This is a genomic window from Candidatus Parakkermansia intestinigallinarum, from assembly GCF_944389695.1.
In the GTDB taxonomy this organism is placed as follows: domain Bacteria; phylum Verrucomicrobiota; class Verrucomicrobiia; order Verrucomicrobiales; family Akkermansiaceae; genus Akkermansia; species Akkermansia intestinigallinarum.
Map to the genome: position 1 here is coordinate 74,141 of NZ_CALXNG010000005.1, position 18,878 is coordinate 93,018.

The window sequence follows — 18,878 nt, forward strand, 5'->3', positions numbered from 1 at the left end:
ATGAGAGGAGGCTGAAGGTGCTGCGTGTTTTGTCGGTTTTGTTGCTGGGTTGGGCGGCGGTGGCGCAGGCGCTCGACCCTTCGCAGGTCGTCGTTGTTTGCAACGAGAAGTCGGCGCTGAGCCGCGAGGCGACGGCCGCCTACTGCCGGGCTCGCCGCATTCCCGATGAGCAGGTGGTGAATCTCGGCTCGCTGCCCGAGAAGGAGCTCATCACGTGGGAGGAGTATCAGCGCTGCATCGTGGCGCCTTTGCTGCACCGCGCCGAACTGGGTTTCTGGCATTTCCCCTCGATGCGCCACAAGGACGGCCGCCGCATCTACGCGATTGTCCTGATGCCGGATGTGCCGCTGCGCATCAGCCGTGAGCCCGGCGAAAAAGAAATGTCGCTTGCCAACAGCGGCGCCTCCGTGGATTCCGAGCTCTCCCTCGTCGGCTTTCAGTATAAGCGCATCGGCATGCTCGCCAATCCCTACTGCGGCAAGGACCTGCCCCTTGATCGCTTCGAGGGCGAGGCTCTTTCGGTTTGCCGCATCGACGGCCCCGACCGCGCGTGCATCATGCGTATGATCAACGACCCCCTGCGCGTTGAAAAGACGGGCTTGCGCGGGTGGACCGTGGTCGATAGCGGCGGCCCGTACCGCGAGGGCGACGACTGGTTTGCCCGTCTTGCCAAGACGGCGCTGTCTCATCACCTGCCGCTCTACGTAGACCGCGAGCGCGAGAGCCTGCCCAAGGGCTATCCCCTGATGCAGGGCGTGGCGTTTTACTTCGGCTGGTATGCGGAGTTCGCCGATGGGCCTTTTGCCGAGGGGCAGGGGGATTTCCGCTTTGTTCCGGGAGCCGTCGCTTACCATTTGCATTCGTTCAGCGCGACGTCTCTGCACGATAAGCGCCGTTGGGTTGCGGCGCTGCTGCGTCGGGGGGCTGCCGTGACGGCGGGCAATGTGGCCGAGCCCTTTCTCGGCGGTAACATACGGCACGATTTCTTTTACGACCGCCTGCTCAAGGGCTACACCGTGGCCGAGGCGGCTCTGATGGCTCAGCCGACGCTCTCGTGGCAGTGGGTGGTGCTCGGCGACCCGCTGTATCGCCCCTTTCCGCAGGGCGCTACGCAGCGCGCAGAGGGGAGGGATACATGGTCTCTCTGGCTGAGTCTCAACGAGAGGACCAGGGGCGATATCGCGCAGCTGAGGCGGCTGATTCCGCGCGAGGCGAAGCCGTCTCAGGCTCCCTTGATGGCCGAAATGTGCGGCGCTCTTTGCATGGAGATCGGGCAAGAGCAGGTGGCGGACGCCATGTTTGACTTCGCGGCGCTCAAATACTCGGAACTCCGCGACCGCCTGCGCTGCATGCACCGCCGCGCGCTTGCTCTGCTGGCGCTCCAGCGCGTCGATGACGCACGCAAACTGCTCGCCGAAGCGCAGTCGCAGGCCCGGGGAACCCCTTGGGCTGAGGCCATGCGCATCTGTGCTCAGAGAGTCGATAAGAAGACGCAGCAGCCGAAGAGTTCGCCGAAGCCGGCGGCGGGGGGCGCGTCTCGCTGAGCAACGGCACCGGAAGGTGAAACAATAAGCCCGGCAAGGCGGCTGTGCCGCCGGTGCCGGGCCGGATTGAGGCTATGAAGTGCGAGAAACCTTCCGCCTGATTGTTGTTCAGGTTTTAGCAGAGCTCTGCGCGGTAGCGCGCAAAGACCTCTTCGGGATCAGCGCCCGGAGCCTTCAGCTCCCCGAAGATTCGGTTGCGCACCGCAATGGCCGCCTGAAAAGCGGCGCGGCAATTGCTGTGCTGCTTGTCCGAAAAATACTTCGTGAACTGGTACCCCGACCGGGTGATCGACAAGCGCCAGCCTTGGAATGACGTGCGCTTGTAGGTGTAGCGTGATATGTTCTTAGCTCTCATGCTTCTGGGCGGGTGTTGTTGGGCACCCGAGCATTCAATTACCATAACTTTGGAAGGATTTCAAGTAAAAAAAATCCTTCCGCCGAGGCAGCATCAGGAGAGCAGGGGCTTGGCGAGTTCCCAGCAACGGATGAATGAGCGTGCAAAGTCCTGCGGTCGGCGCTCGATCCAGTGGTTGATGAGCGCGGCAGAGAAGGGCAGGACTCCTTCAATTTCAGCAGCCGGGAAGCGCAGTTTGCCGTTGTGCAGGGCGGCGTAGAGCTCGACGTGTTCCCAGCCCGTATCCGGAGATGGGTTGAGGTGGGCGAGTCTGACGAGGCGTGCATCGCTGATGCCGAGCTCTTCCGCCAGCTCGCGCCGCGCCGCCTCTTCATAGCTCTCTCCGGCATCGAGGTGGCCGGCCGCGGACGAATCCCAGAGCCCCGGCTGGCGGTCCTTGAGCAGCGAGCGCTTTTGCAGCAAGCAATCGCGATGCTTGTTAAAGACGAGGATATGGACGGCCCGGTGCAGCAGATTGCCTTCGTGGACCTCGCGGCGCGAGGCTTGCCCGACCACCTCATCCTGCTCATTCACCACATCGAAGAGCTCGTCGTTGCGCTGGGGAACGCTCGCCAGCGGGTTCGGGTCATACAGGTTCGTCAGCTCAACCCACTGCCGCAGGCTGAGCTCCTCGGCGCGGGCCGTCGGAGCAATGCCGAGCTTCGCCGCCACGGTGGCCCAGTCGGGCGACTCGGGGAGAAACTTGTACATCTGCTTGCGGCGCTGGGCGTAGCATCGCTGCATGAGCGAGTCGGCCAGACGGTGGTCAAAGGGCGGCAGCGATCGCGGATCGCGCGGCGTGAGCAGCATCACCGTCGAATCCACCTTCGGACGCGGAGAGAAGGCTTCGGGCGGCACCATCTTGAGTGCGCGAGGCACCCAATCCATCTGAACCCGCAGCGACAGAATGCCGAATGCGTCGTCGCCGGGTTCGGCCAGAATGCGGTCGATGAACTCCTTTTGGAGCATCACGACGGCTCGCTCGCAGGCGCAGGGCGCCGTGAGAAAATTCGCCAGAATCGCTCCGCCGCAGGAGTAGGGCAGATTGCCGAGAAACTTCACGGGCCGTTCGGCAAAAAGACAGCGCGGGTCCCACGATGCCCCGTCGGCGTGGTGCACCTCGACGTGCGCGTCACCGGCCCAGCGCTCGCGGTGGTAGGCGGCAAGGCGGGCGTCGTACTCCACGAGAATCAGCTTGCGGCAGAGAGGAGCCGCAAACTCCGTCAGCGCACCCGTTCCCGGCCCGACCTCGACCACGCAGTCGTCGGGCCCGATCTCGAGGTACGAGACAATGGCGCGGGCAATGTTCTCGTCAATGAGAAAGTTTTGCCCCATGGCCTTAGAGGGCTCAATGCCGGCCTTTTCGAGGACGTCGCGGATCTGAGTGGCATTCATGCGCGCGCATTGTAGCTTGCACACCCGCGATTGGCAAGCTCTTTCCAAGCTCTATCCAAGCTCTTTCGCCTTTACAAAGCCCGGTCGGCGTGCTAAGCTCGCCGCTGCTATGATGCACCTGCCCATTCGCCCCCGTCGCAACCGCAAATCAGCCGTGGTTCGAGATCTGATTGCCGAGAGCTCGCTGAGCGCCTCGCATCTTATTTACCCCATGTTCGTGCAGGAGGGCGACGAGAACACCCCCATTGAATCGCTCCCGGGCTGCAAGCGCTGGAGTGTCGCGGGCATCGTAGACGAATGCGCCCGGCTCTACGCCCTCGGCATTCGCTGCATTGATCTCTTCGCCGTTGTGCCCGAGGCGAAAAAAGATCCCGAGGGCTCCGAGGCATGGAATCCCGAGGGCGTCGTCCCCCGCGCCATCAGAGCCATCAAGGCGGCCGTGCCGTCCATGTGCGTCATGACCGATGTAGCGCTCGACCCCTTCAATACCTACGGACAGGACGGCCTCGTGCGCGAGTACTCCGACGGAAGCTATGAGATTCTCAACGATGAAACCGTCGAGGCTCTCTGCCGCCAAGCCCTCTGCCACGCGCGAGCCGGAGCCGACATCATCTCGCCCAGCGACATGATGGACGGGCGCATCGCAGCCCTGCGGCAGGCCCTCGATGCGGAGGCTTTCACGGGAGTGAGCCTGCTGAGCTACACGGCCAAGTACGCCTCGGCCTTCTACGGGCCCTTCCGCGGGGCTCTCGGCAGTGCGCCGAAGTTCGGCGACAAAAAGACCTATCAGATGGATCCCGCCAACCGCCGCGAAGCGTTGCGCGAGGCGGAGCTCGACGCCGCGGAGGGCGCCGACATGCTCATGGTGAAGCCTGCGACGCTCTACCTCGACGTCATTGCCGACATGCGGGCGCACACCCATCTGCCGATTGCCGCCTACCACGTCAGCGGTGAATACCTCATGCTCAAAGCGGCAGCGGCCTCCGGCTGGCTTGATGAAAAGACCGTCGCGCTTGAAACGCTGCTCTCCATCCGCCGCGCCGGGGCCGACATGATACTCACCTACTACGCGCCTGAGGCGGCAGCTTGGCTGGCGGGCGAAGCCTGAAGACCGCCTCATTCCCGACTTCCCCCCTGCGACGGCAGCAGAGACAGGACATGCCCCCGAAGCTACTTCTCAGCCTGATTCGCCGCTTGCTTTTCGGCGGGCGCAGAAGGCGCGGCGATGCGCTGATCGGGCTGCTCGTGCTCGTCGTTCTGCTGCTGTTGCTCGGCTACTTCAAGGGGCACGAGCTCCGCTCAAGCGTCGAACCGGTGCACATCGGCGACGCCCCGCTGGAAAGGCTCGCCTCGCCCGATGAGCTCGAGCCGAAGCGCGACGGCCGCGTCCCCGCCTCGCAGGAGCCGGTCGTTTTTCTCATGCAGAACGTGCAGAACTACTTCGTCGATGACGGCGAAGGGCGTTCGCGCCACCGCATCAGCCTCAAACCCATCGAAGAGCGCGAAGCCGTGGCCGACGTCATCGCCTCGGCGAAGCCGGCCGTCGTCGGTTTGATCGAAATCGGCGGACCTCGCGCCCTGCAGGATCTGCGGGAGCGTCTGAGGCGCCGAGGGCTGGCGTATCCCTACTTCGTCGTGCTCATCCGCAACGGAGAAGACCGCGCCTTGGGGATTCTCTCTCAGCTGCCCATCATCCGCAACGACTCGCAGGCCGATTACCCCCTCTTCGGGCAGAACCGCCGCAAAATGCTGCGGGGCATCCTCGATGTGACACTGCAGGCCGAAGACGGCAGGCGGTTCCGCATCTTCGGCGCCCACCTCAAATCGCGCGTCGCATCGGATCCGGCGGCGGCCTCGGCTCTGCGCCGCAACGAGGCCAGGACCTTGGCCATGTACGTCAATTCCGCCATGAAGAAGCATCCGTCCATGCCCGTGTTGATCTTCGGCGATTGGAACGACGGCCCCGATGACGCTGCCGTACAAAGCTTCTTGAGCAACGGTCGCGACCTCACCCGCCTCTCCCCCGGCGACTCCGACGGCCAGTACTGGACTCTCTATTACCGCCGGGGCAAGGAGTACTGCACCTACGACCAAATCTTCGTCAACTCCGTCCTGCGGAAGCGCATGAGCGATGAGTGTCGCTCGGGCATCGTCGATATCAAAGCGGCAGACCAAGCCAGCGATCACCGAGCCGTCTGGTGCGAAATGCGCTGAGCCTCGGGGGCAGGGGCCTCACTTCGCGGGATGTGTCAACATCTCACTTCGCGGGATACATCAACCTGATTTGAGCGGCCCAGTTGCGGAGGCGCTTCGCAAAGCGCCGCGTCTTGCCCGAGGCCTCGTCCGCCATATCGGCCACGCGATCCGCCGCCTCGGCCGCCTTGGCGTAGTTGCCCAGCTCGAGCCAGGCGGAGATCTCTCCGGCGCCGGCCACGTACAGAATGAGCCCGCCGTACTTCAGCCCGTACTCCTGCGCTAAGGGGCGCGCTTTGATGATGCTCTCAAAGTCAGCAATGGCCTTCTCCGTCATATCCGCGCGCAGGCAGATCATCGCGTGATGGAGGCGCAGTCGGAAGCGCCAGTTGACCGGAAGATCCTTGTCCGCCAAAGCCTCTTCGAGCGCGCGGAGAGCCCCCTGCGATGCATCTTCGCCGCCCTTCATGACGAGAGCATCAGCCAGAGCACTGGCGAGCAGCGCCCGGTCGATCGGCGACAGCGCCGTCCGAGAAGCCTTATCCCCGCCCTTGAGAGCCTGACTCAGCATGTTGAGCGCCTCCTCAACCCGCCCTTCGAGCAGCAGAAGCTCAACGTGAAGGGCGATGGCACGGTAGCGCCAAGGAGAATCAATTTGCTCGCAGCGCTGCAAATAAAACACCGCTTCCCGACGCGCCTCCTGCGTCCCCAGTGAAGCATAGGCCTGAGCGGCGGAGAGGTAGTAGCGCGCCTTGACGGGCAGCGACTTCTCGACCGCCAGCCACCTCTTGAACTCCTTGGCCGCTTCGGCGTGATAGCCGGCCTCATCGAGCAGCGCCGCATGGTGCAGCCTCAAATCCGTCAGCACGCGCCGTGCTCCGGGGCGGCGCATGAGTTCCTCAGTCTTCCGCAGGCTGCGGCGATTGACCTCCTGCACATCATCCGGGAGCTGCGCCATGAGCGAAAGTTCGTGCAGCAGCGTGCAACGCAGCATCTGCTCGGGGCTCCAAGCCGTCAGATCAGCACCCTCAAGGCCGCCGAGAAGCGCTTGTGCTCTCTCCGTCTCCTGCGTCGTCGTCAGCAGAAGCTCGACAAGATCCATCGTTGCATCCGCCTTCTGAGAGTCGCTCAGAGGCAGTTGAAGCAAGCTCTCCAGCAGGCGAGCCGCCTCTGCCGGTCGAGACGGCGCAAAATACAGAGCCTCGGCCGTCAGCAACTGCGCGGCAAGCCTCGGTGACTCCTTTGCCGCATCCATCAGCCGCGCCGCCTCCGCCTCATCGCCGAGCCTCAGCGCACAGATCAGCGCATTGACGAGGGCGCTCGCCCGAAGCTCGCTCGGTGCCGACCTTGCCGCGCGGCAGTAAAGCTCATGCGCCTCCCGGGGAGAATCCTTGAGCGTACTGGCCGTAAAGAAGAGGCGGTAGGGGTCATCTTCATCCAAAGCCTTCACGTAGGGTTCGACCTGACTCGTCAGACCCCCGGCGAGCATGCGGCGCACCTGCTCGCGCAGAATCGCCTTCGTCACCGGCTCGTTCGGAAACGAGCTCAGCGCAGCATTGACAATCTCGCGAGAGATCGGCCCATCCGACATCCTGTCACTGAGCACTTGACACTCGAACAGCGCCAGACAGCAGCGATGCTCGTTTTTCACATCCTGAGCCCATTCGACCAGCTTGTCGCGCGCGTAACTGCTCGCCTCAAAAGCTCCGCGTTCATGCAAACGCCGGAAGGCATCCTCGAGGAGGGGAGAATCGGGATTGGACGAAATAAACTGCAACAGCGTTTCCTCCGCCTTGTCGGCAGACATCGCACGTTGGTCCTCATCGCCGTTCTCCGCCATGCGGTAATAGATTTCCGCCATCGCCAAGCGCGCCCGATGCTTGAGCTGCAAATCCTGCTCACCCTCGGCCTCCAAACGCCGACACAGCGCCAGAGCCTCATCGAAGCGCCCGCCGGAGGCGAGTCGATACAGCTCGAGCAGCCGCCGCTCGGCGGAAGACTCCGCGCCCTCCGGCCAAGCCCGCTCCAGCCGCTTTTCCGTCACCGCCGGATCGCCCGAAGCCCGGTAGAGATCATACTCCGCCAGCGCGGCCGAAGCTAGGCGAGATACCTCGTCGGGCGCATCCGCCTCCAGCCCTTCCACCGCTCGGCGCAAGTCCGCATCGGGGCAGGCGTGCCAGCAGAAAATCAGAGTCCGCGCCGCGTAAGGGAAGAGCGCGTGCTCCTTCGGCACGCGCTGCAACTGCCTGCCTGCCTCATCATAGCGCCCCAGCGCCGTCAGACAGCGCCCGCGCCAGTAATCGAGCTCCGGCGAAACTCCCTCGGCTTCCAGCGCCTCGAGCGCATCAGCCGGCCGCTTATCGAGCAGAGCGCGCCTCGCCTCCTCCACCCCGGCTCGGGCAGGCAGGAGAGAAAACAGGGACAGAAACAGCAGACCGGCAGATACTCTCATAACTCATTCCTCGTTCGGCTCCGTATCAGCCTCATCAGTAGGCTCGGCATCGTGTCCATCCGGCGACGGAGACGCCGAATCCGCCTCGGCGGGAAGGCGCACCATGTTGTTGACGTAGCGCAGCCCGCTCACCGTCAGCGTCGCATCGCGACTGCTGTTTTTGACGCGGTTGCAGGTGCAATTCTGCTGATACGTCGGCATAGGCTCGCACGAAATCACCTTCGGCGTCGACAAACGCTCATCGGACGGCCATGCCGCAATCGGCACACCCTCGGCCGTGAAGGCTATGTCGACGGAAGGCGGGCAGGGATCCCACGAACCCTTGTACAGGAACGGGTAACGCACCAGAAGATCGATGGGCCCGCTGCAGGGAACACGCACGCGGTAATGCTCCCGCAGCGTGCTGAAATACTCGCTAATCGAAAAAGGCTTGCCGTCCTTGCAGGCCAGAAGCGCGTCCGCGGCATTGAAGCCGATGAGATTCAAACCGTTGTAAATACCGTGCTTATTGGACTTCGGCGCAAAGCGGTCGTACTGCGAATGCATCAGCAGGCAGAGCTCGAGATGGCAGTGAGCTCGCACCCGATTGATACCCGCCCCGCTGTAGCCCAGAATCCCGAGCGTATTGCCCGTTCCCACCACCTGACCGACCTCGACATCCGTGCGCGCCAGATGCGCGTAAAGCGAATAAATCGTCCCCTCGGGAACCTCGTGCGCCACCACCACATAGCGGCCGTAGTTGCTCAGCCCCGTGCGGCTGCAGACATGCACCACGCGGCCCGGAGCCACGGGGCGCACCTCGTCGAGCGGCGTACCGTTTGCCGTGCGGCGAAGAGGCTTGATATCAATACCCTCGTGAAAACGCGAGTAGCGCACCTCCTTGTTGTAGTCGCGAAAAGGGTTGCGGACGAGCCCGTAGGTCCCGGCCTCCCAAGGCTGCGTATGCACATCCTCGAAGGTGCGGTCGCAGTACATGAAGAAGCCCTCGTTATCGCCGCGAAGCAGAGCGTCGTTTTCCGTCGGCGGGCGGTACACGAGATCCGTCTCGGCCCGGGCGAACAGACTGAGACACAGCCACGCAGCCGGCCACAGCGCAATAGGCGAAAGCTTCATGGGCATCAGTAAATTTGCGGAATGGCACGGCCGGAGGGATCGCGCATGATATTGGTATCCACCGGCATCTTCGGGCGCGGACGCGGGTCCTTGTCCTTGTAGCGCTTCTCCTCAATCTCCGGGCGCACCGGCTCGACCTTGCGCGAAATCATCTTGAGATCGTAGCCGTTGAGGCCGCCCCAGATCGTCAGCTTGCCCGTATTGACCGGACTGTCAATGAGAATGGGCGTAAACGCCATACCGTTGACAACGGGCAGCAGGTACTTGCCCTGATTATTCAGCGTCGTGAGGTAGAGGCGGTTGCGGTACTCGGGCTTGAGGTAGAGCGTCACCGTGTATGAACCGTCGGTCTCGAGGAAAGACTCAAACTTCTCGAAATGCTCGAGATTGAAAATCGGCTGCCTCACGTAATAGCGATCCTTGTAAACAATCGTGAACGTTGCGCCGGCCCCGGAACCGTCAGCCTGTTCGAACCAATACAGAGGGTAAGCCCGTTGCTGCTGCTGGCACGACGTACCCAGCAGAACGGCAGCCAAAGAAGAAAGAATAAAGCTGATCGTTTTCATAAGCCGGTCAAAAAATGTCAGCAGCATTATAGACCCGACGTCGCGTCAAGGCGAGCTCAAAATGCAATCATGTCGCGCAGCAACCCACTTGCCGAAACAACAAGCCCTGCCGAGACGCCCACCGCAAGCTGATTGAAAACTGCAAAGATTAACGAAGCTGAGATACAGACGCATTTTATGCTCGCCATATCGTAACCCATATGCTACAGTGATCCCCGCTATGTTATCAGATCGTACCAAAGCCGGTATCGAGCGCGCGCCGCATCGCAGCCTCATGCGCGCCACTGGCATGACGGATGAAGACATCAAAAAGCCCTTCATTGCCATCTGCAACTCCTTCAACGAAGTTATCCCCGGCCACGTTCACCTCAACAAAGTGGCCGAGCTCATTAAAGCTGAAGTACGCAAAGCCGGCGGTACCCCCATCGAATTCAACCTCATCGGCGTGTGTGACGGCATCGCCATGGCCCACAAGGGCATGAAATACTCCCTGGCCAGCCGCGAGCTCATCGCCGACAGCGTCGAAACCATGCTCACGGCACACGCCTTCGACGCCTGCATCTGCATCCCGAACTGCGACAAAATCGTCCCCGGCATGGTCATGGGTGCGCTGCGCTGCAACATCCCCACCATCTTCTGCTCCGGCGGGCCCATGGCTGCGGGCCGCGGGCGAAACGGTGAAGCGCTCGACCTCAACAGTGTGTTTGAAGCCGTCGCCGCCTGCACCGCAGGCAAAATCAACGAAAACGATCTGCATGACATCGAGTGCCGCGCCTGCCCGGGAGCGGGCTCCTGCTCCGGCATGTTCACCGCCAACTCCATGAACTGCCTCTGCGAAGTCATCGGCCTCGCCCTGCCCGGCAACGGCACCCTGCTGGCCACCTCTGAAGAGCGCAAAGACCTCTGGCGCGCCGCCGCCCGCCGCGCCGTTGAAATGGCCAAGCAAGGCGGCCCGCTGCCGCGCGACATCGTCACGCAGGAGAGCATCGACAACGCCTTCACCTGCGACATGGCCATGGGCGGCTCCTCCAACACCGTGCTGCACACCCTCGCCTTCGCCAACGAAGCCGGCCTCAACTACGATCTGCGCCGCATCGACGCCATCTCTAAGCGCACCCCCAACATCTGCAAAGTCGCCCCGAGCTCCAAGTACCATATGCAGGACGTCCTGCGCGCCGGCGGCATCATGACCATTCTCGCCGAAATCAACCGTATCCCCGGCGCCCTGCACACCCAGTGCCCCACCGTCAGCGGCAAGACCCTCGGCGAGCAAATCGAGGGCTTGCACAGCCTCGACACCGACGTCATCCGGCCGGTGGAAAAAGCCTACTCGGCCGACGGCGGCCTCGCCGTCCTCTTCGGCAACCTGGCCGAGCAGGGCGCCATCGTCAAAAAAGCCGGCGTGCTGCCTGAGATGATGGTGCACCGCGGGCCGGCCGTCATCTTCGAATGTCAGGAAGACGCCTGCGCCGGCATCCTCGCCGACAAAGTCAAACCCGGCGACGTCGTCGTCATCCGCAACGAAGGCCCGAAAGGCGGCCCCGGCATGCAGGAAATGCTCGCGCCCACCAGCTACATCATGGGCAAGGGCCTCGGCAACAGCGTCGCCCTCATCACCGACGGCCGCTTCTCCGGCGCCACCCACGGCGCCTGCATCGGCCACGTCTCCCCCGAAGCCGCGGAAGGCGGGCTGATCGGCCTGCTGCGCGACGGAGACATCATCAGCATCGACATCCCCGCCCGCAGCATCAGCGTCGACCTCAGCGATGAAGAAATCGCCGAGCGCCGTGCCGCATGGGTTCCTACCTTCCAACCGGTCGAAGGCCGCTGGCTGAAACGCTACCGCAAACTTGCCACCAACGCCGGCAAGGGCGCCGTCCTCGAATAAATCCCTCATCAACCCTCTCCTTCCTCCCTCTCGGATCCCGCTACCAAACAATGTCGTCCAAAAAACAAAACCCCATCATTCAGTATTTCTCCGAATTCGGAGTCCTGCGCGACTGCGGCAAAGACTTCTGGCTGACCAACTTCATCCAGTTCTTCGACGGACTCGCCTACTTCACCCTCATCCACATCTTCGTGCTCTTCCTGAGCAAGTGCTGCAGCTTCAACGATGCCGAAGCCGCGCTCTGGGTCGGGCTCTACACCCTGTTCCTCTCGCTCTTCGTCTTTGCCGTCGGCACCATCTGCGACATCATCGGCCTGAAGCGCACCTACCTCATCGGCTTCGCCCTGCTCATCTTCGGGCGCATCCTGCTGGGCTGCGGCTTTGACTTCGGCACGAAGCAGCTCGAGCTCATGCCCGAAAACGCCCGCTTCCTCGTCATCGCGGGCATCTGCGTCATGGCCTTCGGCACGGCCTTCATGAGCCCCTGCATCTCCACCTCCATTCGCCGCTTCACCACCCTGCGATCGAGACCCACGGGCTTCAACTTCTACTACCTGTTCATGAACGTCGGCGCTCTGCTGGCCGGCTTTGCCTTCGTCGACCCCCTGCGTGAAGCCAAGGGGCCGGTCGACGGCTTGGTGTGGATCGTCAACCTCGGCACCGCCTGCAGCGCCATCGCCTTCATCTTCACGCGCTTCGTCAACGAAGACTACTACGCCGTGCCCGAAGAGCGCGTCTCGCAGAGCAAGACGGCCGCCCGCCGCCCCCTGCAGCTCATCGGTGAAGTCGCCAAAGAAAAAGCCTTCCGCAAGCTCATCGTCTTCCTCGTGCTGACCTTGGGCGTGCGCCTCGTCTTCACCCTCCAATTCCTCGTCATGCCGCAGTACTACACCCGCACCGTCGGCGAGGACTTCAAGCTGGGCATCATCAACTCCTTCAACCCGGCCATCATCGTCATCGGCCTCATCGCCATCATCCCCATCCTCAAGAAATTCTCCACCGTCAAACTCATGATCTCGGGCATGTCCATCTCCGCCTTCGCCATGGTCTTCATGGCCATACCGGCCGAGTGGTACTTCGTCCTGCCCGGCGTTGAGACCTTGGGTCAAGCCTACTTCTTGGCCATCGTGCTGCAAATCTTCGTCTTTGCCTTCGGCGAGCTGCTCTTCAGCCCGCGCTTCTCGGAGTACGTCGCCCGCGTCGCCCCGAAAGACAAAGTTGCCTCCTACATGTCCCTCTCGGCCCTGCCGATGTTCATCGCCAAACCCATCAACGGCGTCGTCGGCGGTCTGCTCGTCTCCTACCTGTGTTACGACGGCATCGCCGCCAAGATGGATACCGGCCACATCAGCTTCTGGGACTCCCCTGAGTTCATGTGGACCATCTACCTCATCATGGCCGTCATCTCGCCCGTCGCCATCATTCTGACCAAAGACAGCTTCGTCTCCGACCACCCCGAAGAACAAGCCAAGTCCGAGAGCAACAACAAGGCCGAAAACGACACCGAAATGCCCGAAAACGGCACCGCCCAGAACGCCTGATTCCGCCACACCCCCATGTCTGACTCTCATAACCGCAACACCGAAGCAGAGCAGAAGCAACTGCTCGACGAAGTTCAACAAGCTGAAGCCGCCGCCCCGCGCAAAAAGCCCGAGGTGCAGTGGAAGCCCATCATCAACGACATGCTCGTGCTCATGCTCGTGGCCGTCGTACTGGGCCTCTTCAGCAAGTTCGCCATGAAGCCCTTTGAAATCGTCTACGACGCCCAGGACCTCATCTCCATCGCCCACAAGGCCGAAGCAGACTTCAAAAAAGGAGCCCCGCAGGCTTTCTCCTCCCTGCAGAATGAAACCTTCATCAAAGAGCTCGACAAGCGACTCGAGGCCGCGCTCCGCGACGGCGTTGACTTCATCAACTGCACCGACAACACCGGACGCACCCCGCTGATGTGGCTCTGCTACAGCAACTTCAACAACCCGCAGACCCTCTGCTACGCCTACGTCAGCGACGAGAAGGACGAGAAGGGCAAAACCAACCTCAAAAACTTCCACGACTACATCAAAAAGCAGGACGGCGAAGACTACAACGCCTTCTTTGATAACGAGGACCTCTACTGCAGACCCGATCTCGCGCGCTACTTCTACACCAACCGCCTGCTTGCCCAGGCCGGCATCGACGTGCACGCCACCGATGAAGACGGTTTCAACGCCCTCCACTGGGCGGCATGGAGCGGGCTTCCCTTCAACTGCGCCCGCCTTCTGGAGCGCGGGGTCGACATCAACGCCGCCGAGGGCAATGGATACACGCCCCTCATGCTCGCCGCGCTGCGCGGCCAGAGAGGTGCCGTGCGCATGCTGCTGGCGCTCGGGGCCGACACCTCGCTCAAGAATTTCAAGGGCGAAACAGCCTTGTCCATCGCCGAAAGCTACGCCGATGCGTATGCCAAGCGCGATCAGTTCCCCTACGGCCTCATCTGCTCGGAGAACCGCATCAAGGATTACGCAGCCGTCATCGAGCTGCTGAAGAACCCCGGGAGCGTCCCGCCCATTGATGCCGACGACTGCGTGCGCGTGGCTCAGATCGCCGTCACCGCCTACGTCATCCAGCGCGACAAGGCCGAAGAGGAAAAGAAGGCGGAAGAAGAGGCCAAGTACCACAAGTCCGCTCAACCCGCCGAACAGCCTGCCGCTGAGCAACAGCCTGCCTCTGAACAGCAGCCCGCAGATCCCGCCGAACAGCCTGCCGCCGAGCAACAGCCCGCAGAGCCTGCTGCCGCGCAGCCTGCCGCTGAGCAACAGCCCGCAGAGCCTGCTGCTACGCAGCCTGCCGCGGAGCCCGCTGCGGCTTGAGCTTGTTTTCGCAGCATCTTCTTCAGGTCGCTCCCATCTCACCCGTGACGGGCGGAGGGAGCGACCTGTTAGTTTCTGCTCTTGACGCGCCGTTTGCCCTGCATTAGAATCGCTGACGATGAAAGCCACCCGTCTGATGCCGCCTCTGCTGATGCCCCTGCTCATCCTCACCGCCTGCCATGACCAAGACGGGCAGGCTTCCGAGACCCCCGAAGCGATGTACGAGCATGCCCGCGCCCTGCTCATGCCCGCCGTCTCGCGCGAAACGGCGGATGTAGCCGGGGCGCTGGAGTGGATGCGAAAGTCGGCCGAGGCCGGGTACCTGCGCGCCCAGCTCGATCTCGGCGGCCTGTACATGTACGGCGGCAAGGGCATTGAAAAAGACGCCGGGGAGGCCCTCGCGTGGTTTTCTCGCGCAGTCGACCAAGGCTTTATTGAGGCCGAAACATCCATCGGCGACATCCTCTACCGCGGCGAAGGCGTCGCGCGCGACGTGCAGGGGGCTCTCGCTCACTGGCGACGCGCCGCCGAAGCCGGTGTTGCCGACGCTCAGTTTCGCCTCGGCGACTTCCTCATGCAGAGCGAAGCGACGCTTGCCGAGGGCCGCCAATGGCTCACCAAGGCCGCCGAGAGCGGCTTTGTCGATGCCCAGATTCAACTCGGACAGCTTCTGCTGCGGAGTGAAGAGACTGCGGCCGAGGGACTCGCATGGCTCGCCAAGGCAGCGGATGCCGGATGCGCCGAGGCTCGGTATCGACTCGGGCTTGCCCTCATCCACGGCGGCAAAGCCGAAGACGCGCCAAGAGGGCTGGAACTGCTGACCCAGGCTGCCGATGACACGGCAGGCAACGGCCTGAAAGATGCCGCACGCAATCTGGGCTTCATTTACGCAAACGGCTACGCCGGAGTGCGCCGCGACCTGAGCGAAGCCGCCCGCTGGTACCGCCTGGCGGCAGAGAAGGGGGATTCTCGCGCGCAGATGGTTTACGGACTGATGCTGATAAACGGAGAAGGCGTGGACGTAGACTTCGATCGCGGGGTGAACTACATTCGCTTGGCGGCGGGGCAGGAGCTGCCGGCAGCCATACGCTTGCTCATCGGCCTGCTCGAATCTTCTCCGCAGGCCTCTGATTTCAGCGCGGAGATTGAAGCGTGGAAAGCGCGCCTGTCTCGGCTCGAAGGCGCCGACTCCGGCGAACCGGCTGCCGCAGAGAGCACGAAAGCCGAGGCGCAGGACTGAAAAGGACTTGCTTTTGAGCGCGAGGCGTGTAGAATACCGCCCCGATGTTCAAGCGCGGACTGAAAGGACACGGCGCGGCCTTGCTCGCCGTTCTGTTCTTCGGGCTGATGAGCCCCGTCTCCAAACTCGTCATGCAGGGCGGAGTTGTCGACGGCAGCCTGCTGGCCTCGTTTCGCATCGTCGGGTCGGCCCTTTTGTTTCAGCTTCTGGCGCTCTTTGCGCCCTCTCAGAAGATTGCTCGCCGCGACTGGCCCGCGCTCATCGGCATGTCGCTCTGCGGCATGGCCTTCAACCAGTACCTCTTCGTCATCGGTGTTCAGTACACGTCGCCGACCAATGCCTGCGTGATCACAACCTCCACCCCCGTGATGACAATGGCGCTCGCCGCCCTCATCCTGCACGAGCGCCTCACCCTCTCCCGCCTCTGCGGGCTCTCCATGGGGGCGTGCGGCGCCCTCATCCTCATCCTCGGCTCGGCGCAGTCGGGGCAGGTCGGCAGCGTGCTCGGTGATGCCCTTTGCCTCGCCTCCCAATTCTTTGCTTGCTGTTATTTTATTTTCTTCGGCCGGGTGATTCGCCGCTATCGGACGCTGACGCTGATGAAGTGGCTCTTCACCATCTCCGCCGTCCTTTCCGTGCCCTTCATGGCTCCGGCATGGGTGCAGCTGCCCTGGGGAAGTTTGAGCCCGCGCGAGTGGGGCGGCATGCTCTACGTCGTCCTCATCGGCACCTTCGTCTGCTATATCCTGCTCATCATGGCGCAGCGCCGCCTATCGCCCTCGGTCGTCGCCACCTACAACTACGTGCAGCCCGTTGTTGCCGCCACGGCGGGCGTGCTCTGGGGCATCGACGTCATCACGACGCCGAAGCTCGTGGCCGTGCTTCTCATTGCCGTCGGCGTGCGCTTGGTCACGCAGGTGCATGCCGCTGCACCTGCCGGCCGTTGATCGGGCACGCGTTCCCGCTTGACAGAGCTCCCGTCACCCGCTAGAATGGGGCTCCGCAACTGTCCGTTTCGCGTTTCCTCGAGCCCATCTTCAGCCCTATGCCGACGTCCCCTCCGCTGCCGCCGACCGATTCCAAACCGCACTATGAACTGCTCGACGGGCTGCGCGGCGTGGCGGCCCTGCTGGTCGTGGTCTATCACGTGTTTGAGGGCCTCTTTCCCGTGGCGAACAACGGCGCGGTCATCCCCTGGCTCAATCACGGCTACTTGGCGGTCGATTTCTTTTTCATGCTGTCGGGCTTCGTCATGGGCTACGCCTACGATGATCGGCTGGGCCGCACGATGAGCGGCGGGTCTTTTCTGCTGCGCCGCCTCATCCGCCTGCACCCGATGATGCTCATCGCTTCGCTCATCGGGGTGCTGAGTTTCTGCGTGCAGAATGCCGGCTGGCCCGGGGGCGGAGGCGCGGTCGCGGCATCGGCGGTGGCGATGGCCTTTCTCTGCTCCTGCCTGTTCATTCCGGCGTGGCCGGGGGCGGGCTTCGACGTGCGCGGCAACGGTGAGATTTTCCCCCTCAACGGGCCGGCTTGGTCGTTGTTTTATGAGTACGTGGCCAGTCTTGTCTACGCCTTGCTGCTGCACCGCCTGCCGACGCGCTTGCTGCTTGTGCTGACTCTGGCCGTCGGCGCCGGGCTCTGCGCCTATGCGGTGAGCGACGCATCGGGCTACGGCATGATCAGCGTGGGCTGGACCTTTGCCGGTACCAACGTGCCGGGCGCACTGCTTCGCCTGTTTTTCCCCTACTGCGTCGGCTTGTTGCTGGCTCGCGGCTATCGCCCCCGCCGCCGGGTGCGCGGCGCGTTCGAAGCGGGGAGCTTGGCCTTGTTGCTGCTGTTCTGCGTTCCGAGCCTGCCCGCCTGCGGCGGGGTGCTGCTCAACGGCGTGTATGAGTTTGCCTGCATCGCGCTGGCTTTCCCGCTCGTGCTGATGATGGGGGCCTCGGGGCAGCCGTCCGGGGCCATGATGGGCGCTCTGTGTCGGGGATTGGGGCGGCTGTCCTACCCCCTCTACGCGGTGCACTACCCCCTCATGTATCTTTTTTACGACTGGCTGTTGGCGAAGCGGGTGACGACTTGGGGAGAGGCGTGGCCGGGGGCGCTGCTCGCGGTGGCCGGCAGTTTGCTGCTGGCGCTGCTCTGCTCGCGCCTCTGGGATGAGCCGGTGCGCGCCCGCCTCAGGCGCCTGCTGCTGCGCTGAGCCGCCGCCGTGTCGCAACACGCGGCGCGGGAAGCTTATCCGCGGCCCATGCGGCTTCGTGTACGGCGCCGCCGCTGCACGCACCGCAACGGCGAAACGACCCGCCGGAAGCAACGGCGCGGACGGCAGCCCGCCGTCAGGTCGGCTCAGGGCAGGGGCCCTCAATGCCTGAGGCGATGAATGACGCAGGTGACGACGCCGAAATATTCCGCGCCGGACTCGGGCGTGATGTCGATCGGTCGGAAGTCGGGGTTGGCCGGCAGCAGACGAACGCGTTTCCCGCTCTTCTCGAGGATTTTGACGGTGAACTCACCGTTGAGCGACGCGATGATGACCGAGCCGCTGCGCGCTTCGAGACTGCGATCGACGACCAGAATATCGCCGTCGAGGATGCCGGCATCGCGCATGCTCTCCCCGCGCGCCCGCACAAAGTAAGTCGCCACGGGATTGGTGATGCAGAGCTCGTTGAGGTCGAGCTTATGTTGAAGCTCCCCCTCCGCCGGGCTGGGGAAGCCCGCCGCGACGGCTTCGCTGAAAAAGGGCAGGTTTTGCGGGCTGCTCGGGGTATCGTCGCTCATGCCGCGAGTGTACCACTCCTCCGGCTCGGAGGCAAGTCCGCAGCAGAATTCTGTGCTTGACAAAGAGGGGGGAATTCGGTATATACTTGCCCGTCATGAAAAAGAGACTCAGAAAAAAATACCGTCTCGGCGAGTTCCGCGAGCTCTGCTTTGAGTTTACCTTCGAGTACAAGGGTGATGTGAATTCCCCGGAGTGCGGACAGTTTCTGCAGTCGCTCGTCAGTGAGTGCATCGAGGCCAACGGTCTGGATTGCGAGGGCAGCCTGACGGATGAGGGTTGCCTCATCATTGTGACGGCTGCGGACCCGACGAAGACCAGCGAAGAGCAGCGCCAAGCTGTCAAGACTTGGCTGGAAGGCCGCTCCGATGTCGAAGTCAAGGCTTTCAGCGAGCTTCATGACGCTTGGTATGCGCTGAGCTGAGCTGAGCTCGGCCTCCGCGCTGATCTGCCGCCAACCCACCT

Annotated in this window: 17 protein-coding genes; 10 read left to right on the forward strand and 7 right to left on the reverse strand. The window is 62.9% G+C overall.

Annotated features, from left to right (window positions below; genetic code table 11):
* Positions 1–17 precede the first annotated feature (17 nt).
* The gene (locus AC6UAL_RS02485; protein ID WP_500681776.1) at positions 18–1,544 is read left to right on the forward strand and encodes a TIGR03790 family protein; all 1,527 of its coding nucleotides are present in this window, start codon (positions 18–20) and stop codon (positions 1,542–1,544) included.
* Between the two features lie 115 nt (positions 1,545–1,659).
* Here the strand turns inward: AC6UAL_RS02485 and AC6UAL_RS02490 are convergent, their stop codons facing one another.
* Both AC6UAL_RS02490 and rsmA read right to left on the reverse strand, forming a co-directional pair.
* Entirely contained in the window at positions 1,660–1,899 is a 240-nt protein-coding gene (locus AC6UAL_RS02490; RefSeq protein WP_500681777.1) for a hypothetical protein, read from the reverse strand.
* Positions 1,900–1,992: 93 nt separating this feature from the next.
* A complete protein-coding gene (gene rsmA, locus AC6UAL_RS02495; RefSeq protein WP_500681778.1) occupies positions 1,993–3,333 on the reverse strand; it encodes a 16S rRNA (adenine(1518)-N(6)/adenine(1519)-N(6))-dimethyltransferase RsmA in 1,341 nt (446 codons plus the stop codon).
* 112 nt (positions 3,334–3,445) lie between these two features.
* Here rsmA and hemB point away from each other — a divergent pair, with 112 nt between their 5' ends.
* Both hemB and AC6UAL_RS02505 read left to right on the forward strand, forming a co-directional pair.
* Positions 3,446–4,441: a porphobilinogen synthase gene (gene hemB, locus AC6UAL_RS02500; RefSeq protein ID WP_500681809.1), complete on the forward strand. Its 996-nt coding sequence runs from the start codon at positions 3,446–3,448 to the stop codon at positions 4,439–4,441.
* A 50-nt stretch (positions 4,442–4,491) separates the two neighbouring features.
* Positions 4,492–5,547 (forward strand): endonuclease/exonuclease/phosphatase family protein, encoded by a 1,056-nt coding sequence (locus tag AC6UAL_RS02505; RefSeq protein ID WP_500681779.1) that lies wholly within the window; start codon positions 4,492–4,494, stop codon positions 5,545–5,547.
* Between the two features lie 43 nt (positions 5,548–5,590).
* Here the strand turns inward: AC6UAL_RS02505 and AC6UAL_RS02510 are convergent, their stop codons facing one another.
* The 4 genes from AC6UAL_RS02510 to AC6UAL_RS02525 are packed head-to-tail and all read right to left on the reverse strand — an operon-like array spanning position 5,591 to position 9,857.
* The gene (locus AC6UAL_RS02510; protein ID WP_500681780.1) at positions 5,591–7,978 is read right to left on the reverse strand and encodes a hypothetical protein; all 2,388 of its coding nucleotides are present in this window, start codon (positions 7,976–7,978) and stop codon (positions 5,591–5,593) included.
* A 3-nt stretch (positions 7,979–7,981) separates the two neighbouring features.
* Positions 7,982–9,091 carry a M23 family metallopeptidase gene (locus AC6UAL_RS02515; RefSeq protein WP_500681781.1) on the reverse strand — a complete coding sequence of 370 codons (1,110 nt, stop codon included), beginning with the start codon at positions 9,089–9,091 and terminating at the stop codon, positions 7,982–7,984.
* A gap of 5 nt (positions 9,092–9,096) precedes the next feature.
* The gene (locus tag AC6UAL_RS02520) at positions 9,097–9,657 is read right to left on the reverse strand and encodes a hypothetical protein (protein ID WP_500681782.1); all 561 of its coding nucleotides are present in this window, start codon (positions 9,655–9,657) and stop codon (positions 9,097–9,099) included.
* A gap of 56 nt (positions 9,658–9,713) precedes the next feature.
* A complete protein-coding gene (locus AC6UAL_RS02525) occupies positions 9,714–9,857 on the reverse strand; it encodes a hypothetical protein (RefSeq protein ID WP_500681783.1) in 144 nt (47 codons plus the stop codon).
* Between the two features lie 20 nt (positions 9,858–9,877).
* Between AC6UAL_RS02525 and ilvD the strand changes: the two genes are divergently transcribed.
* From ilvD to AC6UAL_RS02555, 6 genes are all read left to right on the forward strand, one after another.
* Positions 9,878–11,545 carry a dihydroxy-acid dehydratase gene (gene ilvD / locus AC6UAL_RS02530; RefSeq protein WP_500681784.1) on the forward strand — a complete coding sequence of 556 codons (1,668 nt, stop codon included), beginning with the start codon at positions 9,878–9,880 and terminating at the stop codon, positions 11,543–11,545.
* 50 nt (positions 11,546–11,595) lie between these two features.
* A complete protein-coding gene (locus AC6UAL_RS02535; protein WP_500681785.1) occupies positions 11,596–13,086 on the forward strand; it encodes an MFS transporter in 1,491 nt (496 codons plus the stop codon).
* Between the two features lie 15 nt (positions 13,087–13,101).
* Positions 13,102–14,394, forward strand: a complete 1,293-nt coding sequence (locus AC6UAL_RS02540) for an ankyrin repeat domain-containing protein (protein ID WP_500681786.1) — start codon at positions 13,102–13,104, stop codon at positions 14,392–14,394.
* Between the two features lie 118 nt (positions 14,395–14,512).
* Positions 14,513–15,634, forward strand: coding sequence for an SEL1-like repeat protein (locus AC6UAL_RS02545; protein WP_500681787.1), 1,122 nt, complete (start codon positions 14,513–14,515; stop codon positions 15,632–15,634).
* 44 nt (positions 15,635–15,678) lie between these two features.
* Entirely contained in the window at positions 15,679–16,581 is a 903-nt protein-coding gene (locus AC6UAL_RS02550) for a DMT family transporter (protein ID WP_500681788.1), read from the forward strand.
* A gap of 98 nt (positions 16,582–16,679) precedes the next feature.
* Positions 16,680–17,837 carry an acyltransferase family protein gene (locus tag AC6UAL_RS02555; RefSeq protein ID WP_500681789.1) on the forward strand — a complete coding sequence of 386 codons (1,158 nt, stop codon included), beginning with the start codon at positions 16,680–16,682 and terminating at the stop codon, positions 17,835–17,837.
* Between the two features lie 161 nt (positions 17,838–17,998).
* Here AC6UAL_RS02555 and AC6UAL_RS02560 read toward each other — a convergent pair whose 3' ends face one another.
* Positions 17,999–18,415 carry a LexA family protein gene (locus AC6UAL_RS02560; protein WP_500681790.1) on the reverse strand — a complete coding sequence of 139 codons (417 nt, stop codon included), beginning with the start codon at positions 18,413–18,415 and terminating at the stop codon, positions 17,999–18,001.
* Between the two features lie 95 nt (positions 18,416–18,510).
* Between AC6UAL_RS02560 and AC6UAL_RS02565 the strand changes: the two genes are divergently transcribed.
* Positions 18,511–18,837, forward strand: coding sequence for a 50S ribosome-binding protein YggL (locus tag AC6UAL_RS02565; protein ID WP_500681791.1), 327 nt, complete (start codon positions 18,511–18,513; stop codon positions 18,835–18,837).
* Positions 18,838–18,878: the final 41 nt, after the last annotated feature.

What these genes read in the sequence shown, in the direction of transcription:
- AC6UAL_RS02490 (WP_500681777.1), bottom strand. Translation starts at nt 1,899, where the DNA reads ATGAGAGCTAAGAACATATCACGCTACACCTACAAGCGCACGTCATTC.
- rsmA (WP_500681778.1), bottom strand. Translation starts at nt 3,333, where the DNA reads ATGAATGCCACTCAGATCCGCGACGTCCTCGAAAAGGCCGGCATTGAG.
- hemB (WP_500681809.1), top strand. Translation starts at nt 3,446, where the DNA reads ATGCACCTGCCCATTCGCCCCCGTCGCAACCGCAAATCAGCCGTGGTT.
- AC6UAL_RS02505 (WP_500681779.1), top strand. Translation starts at nt 4,492, where the DNA reads ATGCCCCCGAAGCTACTTCTCAGCCTGATTCGCCGCTTGCTTTTCGGC.
- AC6UAL_RS02510 (WP_500681780.1), bottom strand. Translation starts at nt 7,978, where the DNA reads ATGAGAGTATCTGCCGGTCTGCTGTTTCTGTCCCTGTTTTCTCTCCTG.
- AC6UAL_RS02515 (WP_500681781.1), bottom strand. Translation starts at nt 9,091, where the DNA reads ATGAAGCTTTCGCCTATTGCGCTGTGGCCGGCTGCGTGGCTGTGTCTC.
- AC6UAL_RS02520 (WP_500681782.1), bottom strand. Translation starts at nt 9,657, where the DNA reads ATGAAAACGATCAGCTTTATTCTTTCTTCTTTGGCTGCCGTTCTGCTG.
- AC6UAL_RS02525 (WP_500681783.1), bottom strand. Translation starts at nt 9,857, where the DNA reads ATGGGTTACGATATGGCGAGCATAAAATGCGTCTGTATCTCAGCTTCG.
- ilvD (WP_500681784.1), top strand. Translation starts at nt 9,878, where the DNA reads ATGTTATCAGATCGTACCAAAGCCGGTATCGAGCGCGCGCCGCATCGC.
- AC6UAL_RS02535 (WP_500681785.1), top strand. Translation starts at nt 11,596, where the DNA reads ATGTCGTCCAAAAAACAAAACCCCATCATTCAGTATTTCTCCGAATTC.
- AC6UAL_RS02540 (WP_500681786.1), top strand. Translation starts at nt 13,102, where the DNA reads ATGTCTGACTCTCATAACCGCAACACCGAAGCAGAGCAGAAGCAACTG.
- AC6UAL_RS02545 (WP_500681787.1), top strand. Translation starts at nt 14,513, where the DNA reads ATGAAAGCCACCCGTCTGATGCCGCCTCTGCTGATGCCCCTGCTCATC.
- AC6UAL_RS02550 (WP_500681788.1), top strand. Translation starts at nt 15,679, where the DNA reads ATGTTCAAGCGCGGACTGAAAGGACACGGCGCGGCCTTGCTCGCCGTT.
- AC6UAL_RS02555 (WP_500681789.1), top strand. Translation starts at nt 16,680, where the DNA reads ATGCCGACGTCCCCTCCGCTGCCGCCGACCGATTCCAAACCGCACTAT.
- AC6UAL_RS02560 (WP_500681790.1), bottom strand. Translation starts at nt 18,415, where the DNA reads ATGAGCGACGATACCCCGAGCAGCCCGCAAAACCTGCCCTTTTTCAGC.
- AC6UAL_RS02565 (WP_500681791.1), top strand. Translation starts at nt 18,511, where the DNA reads ATGAAAAAGAGACTCAGAAAAAAATACCGTCTCGGCGAGTTCCGCGAG.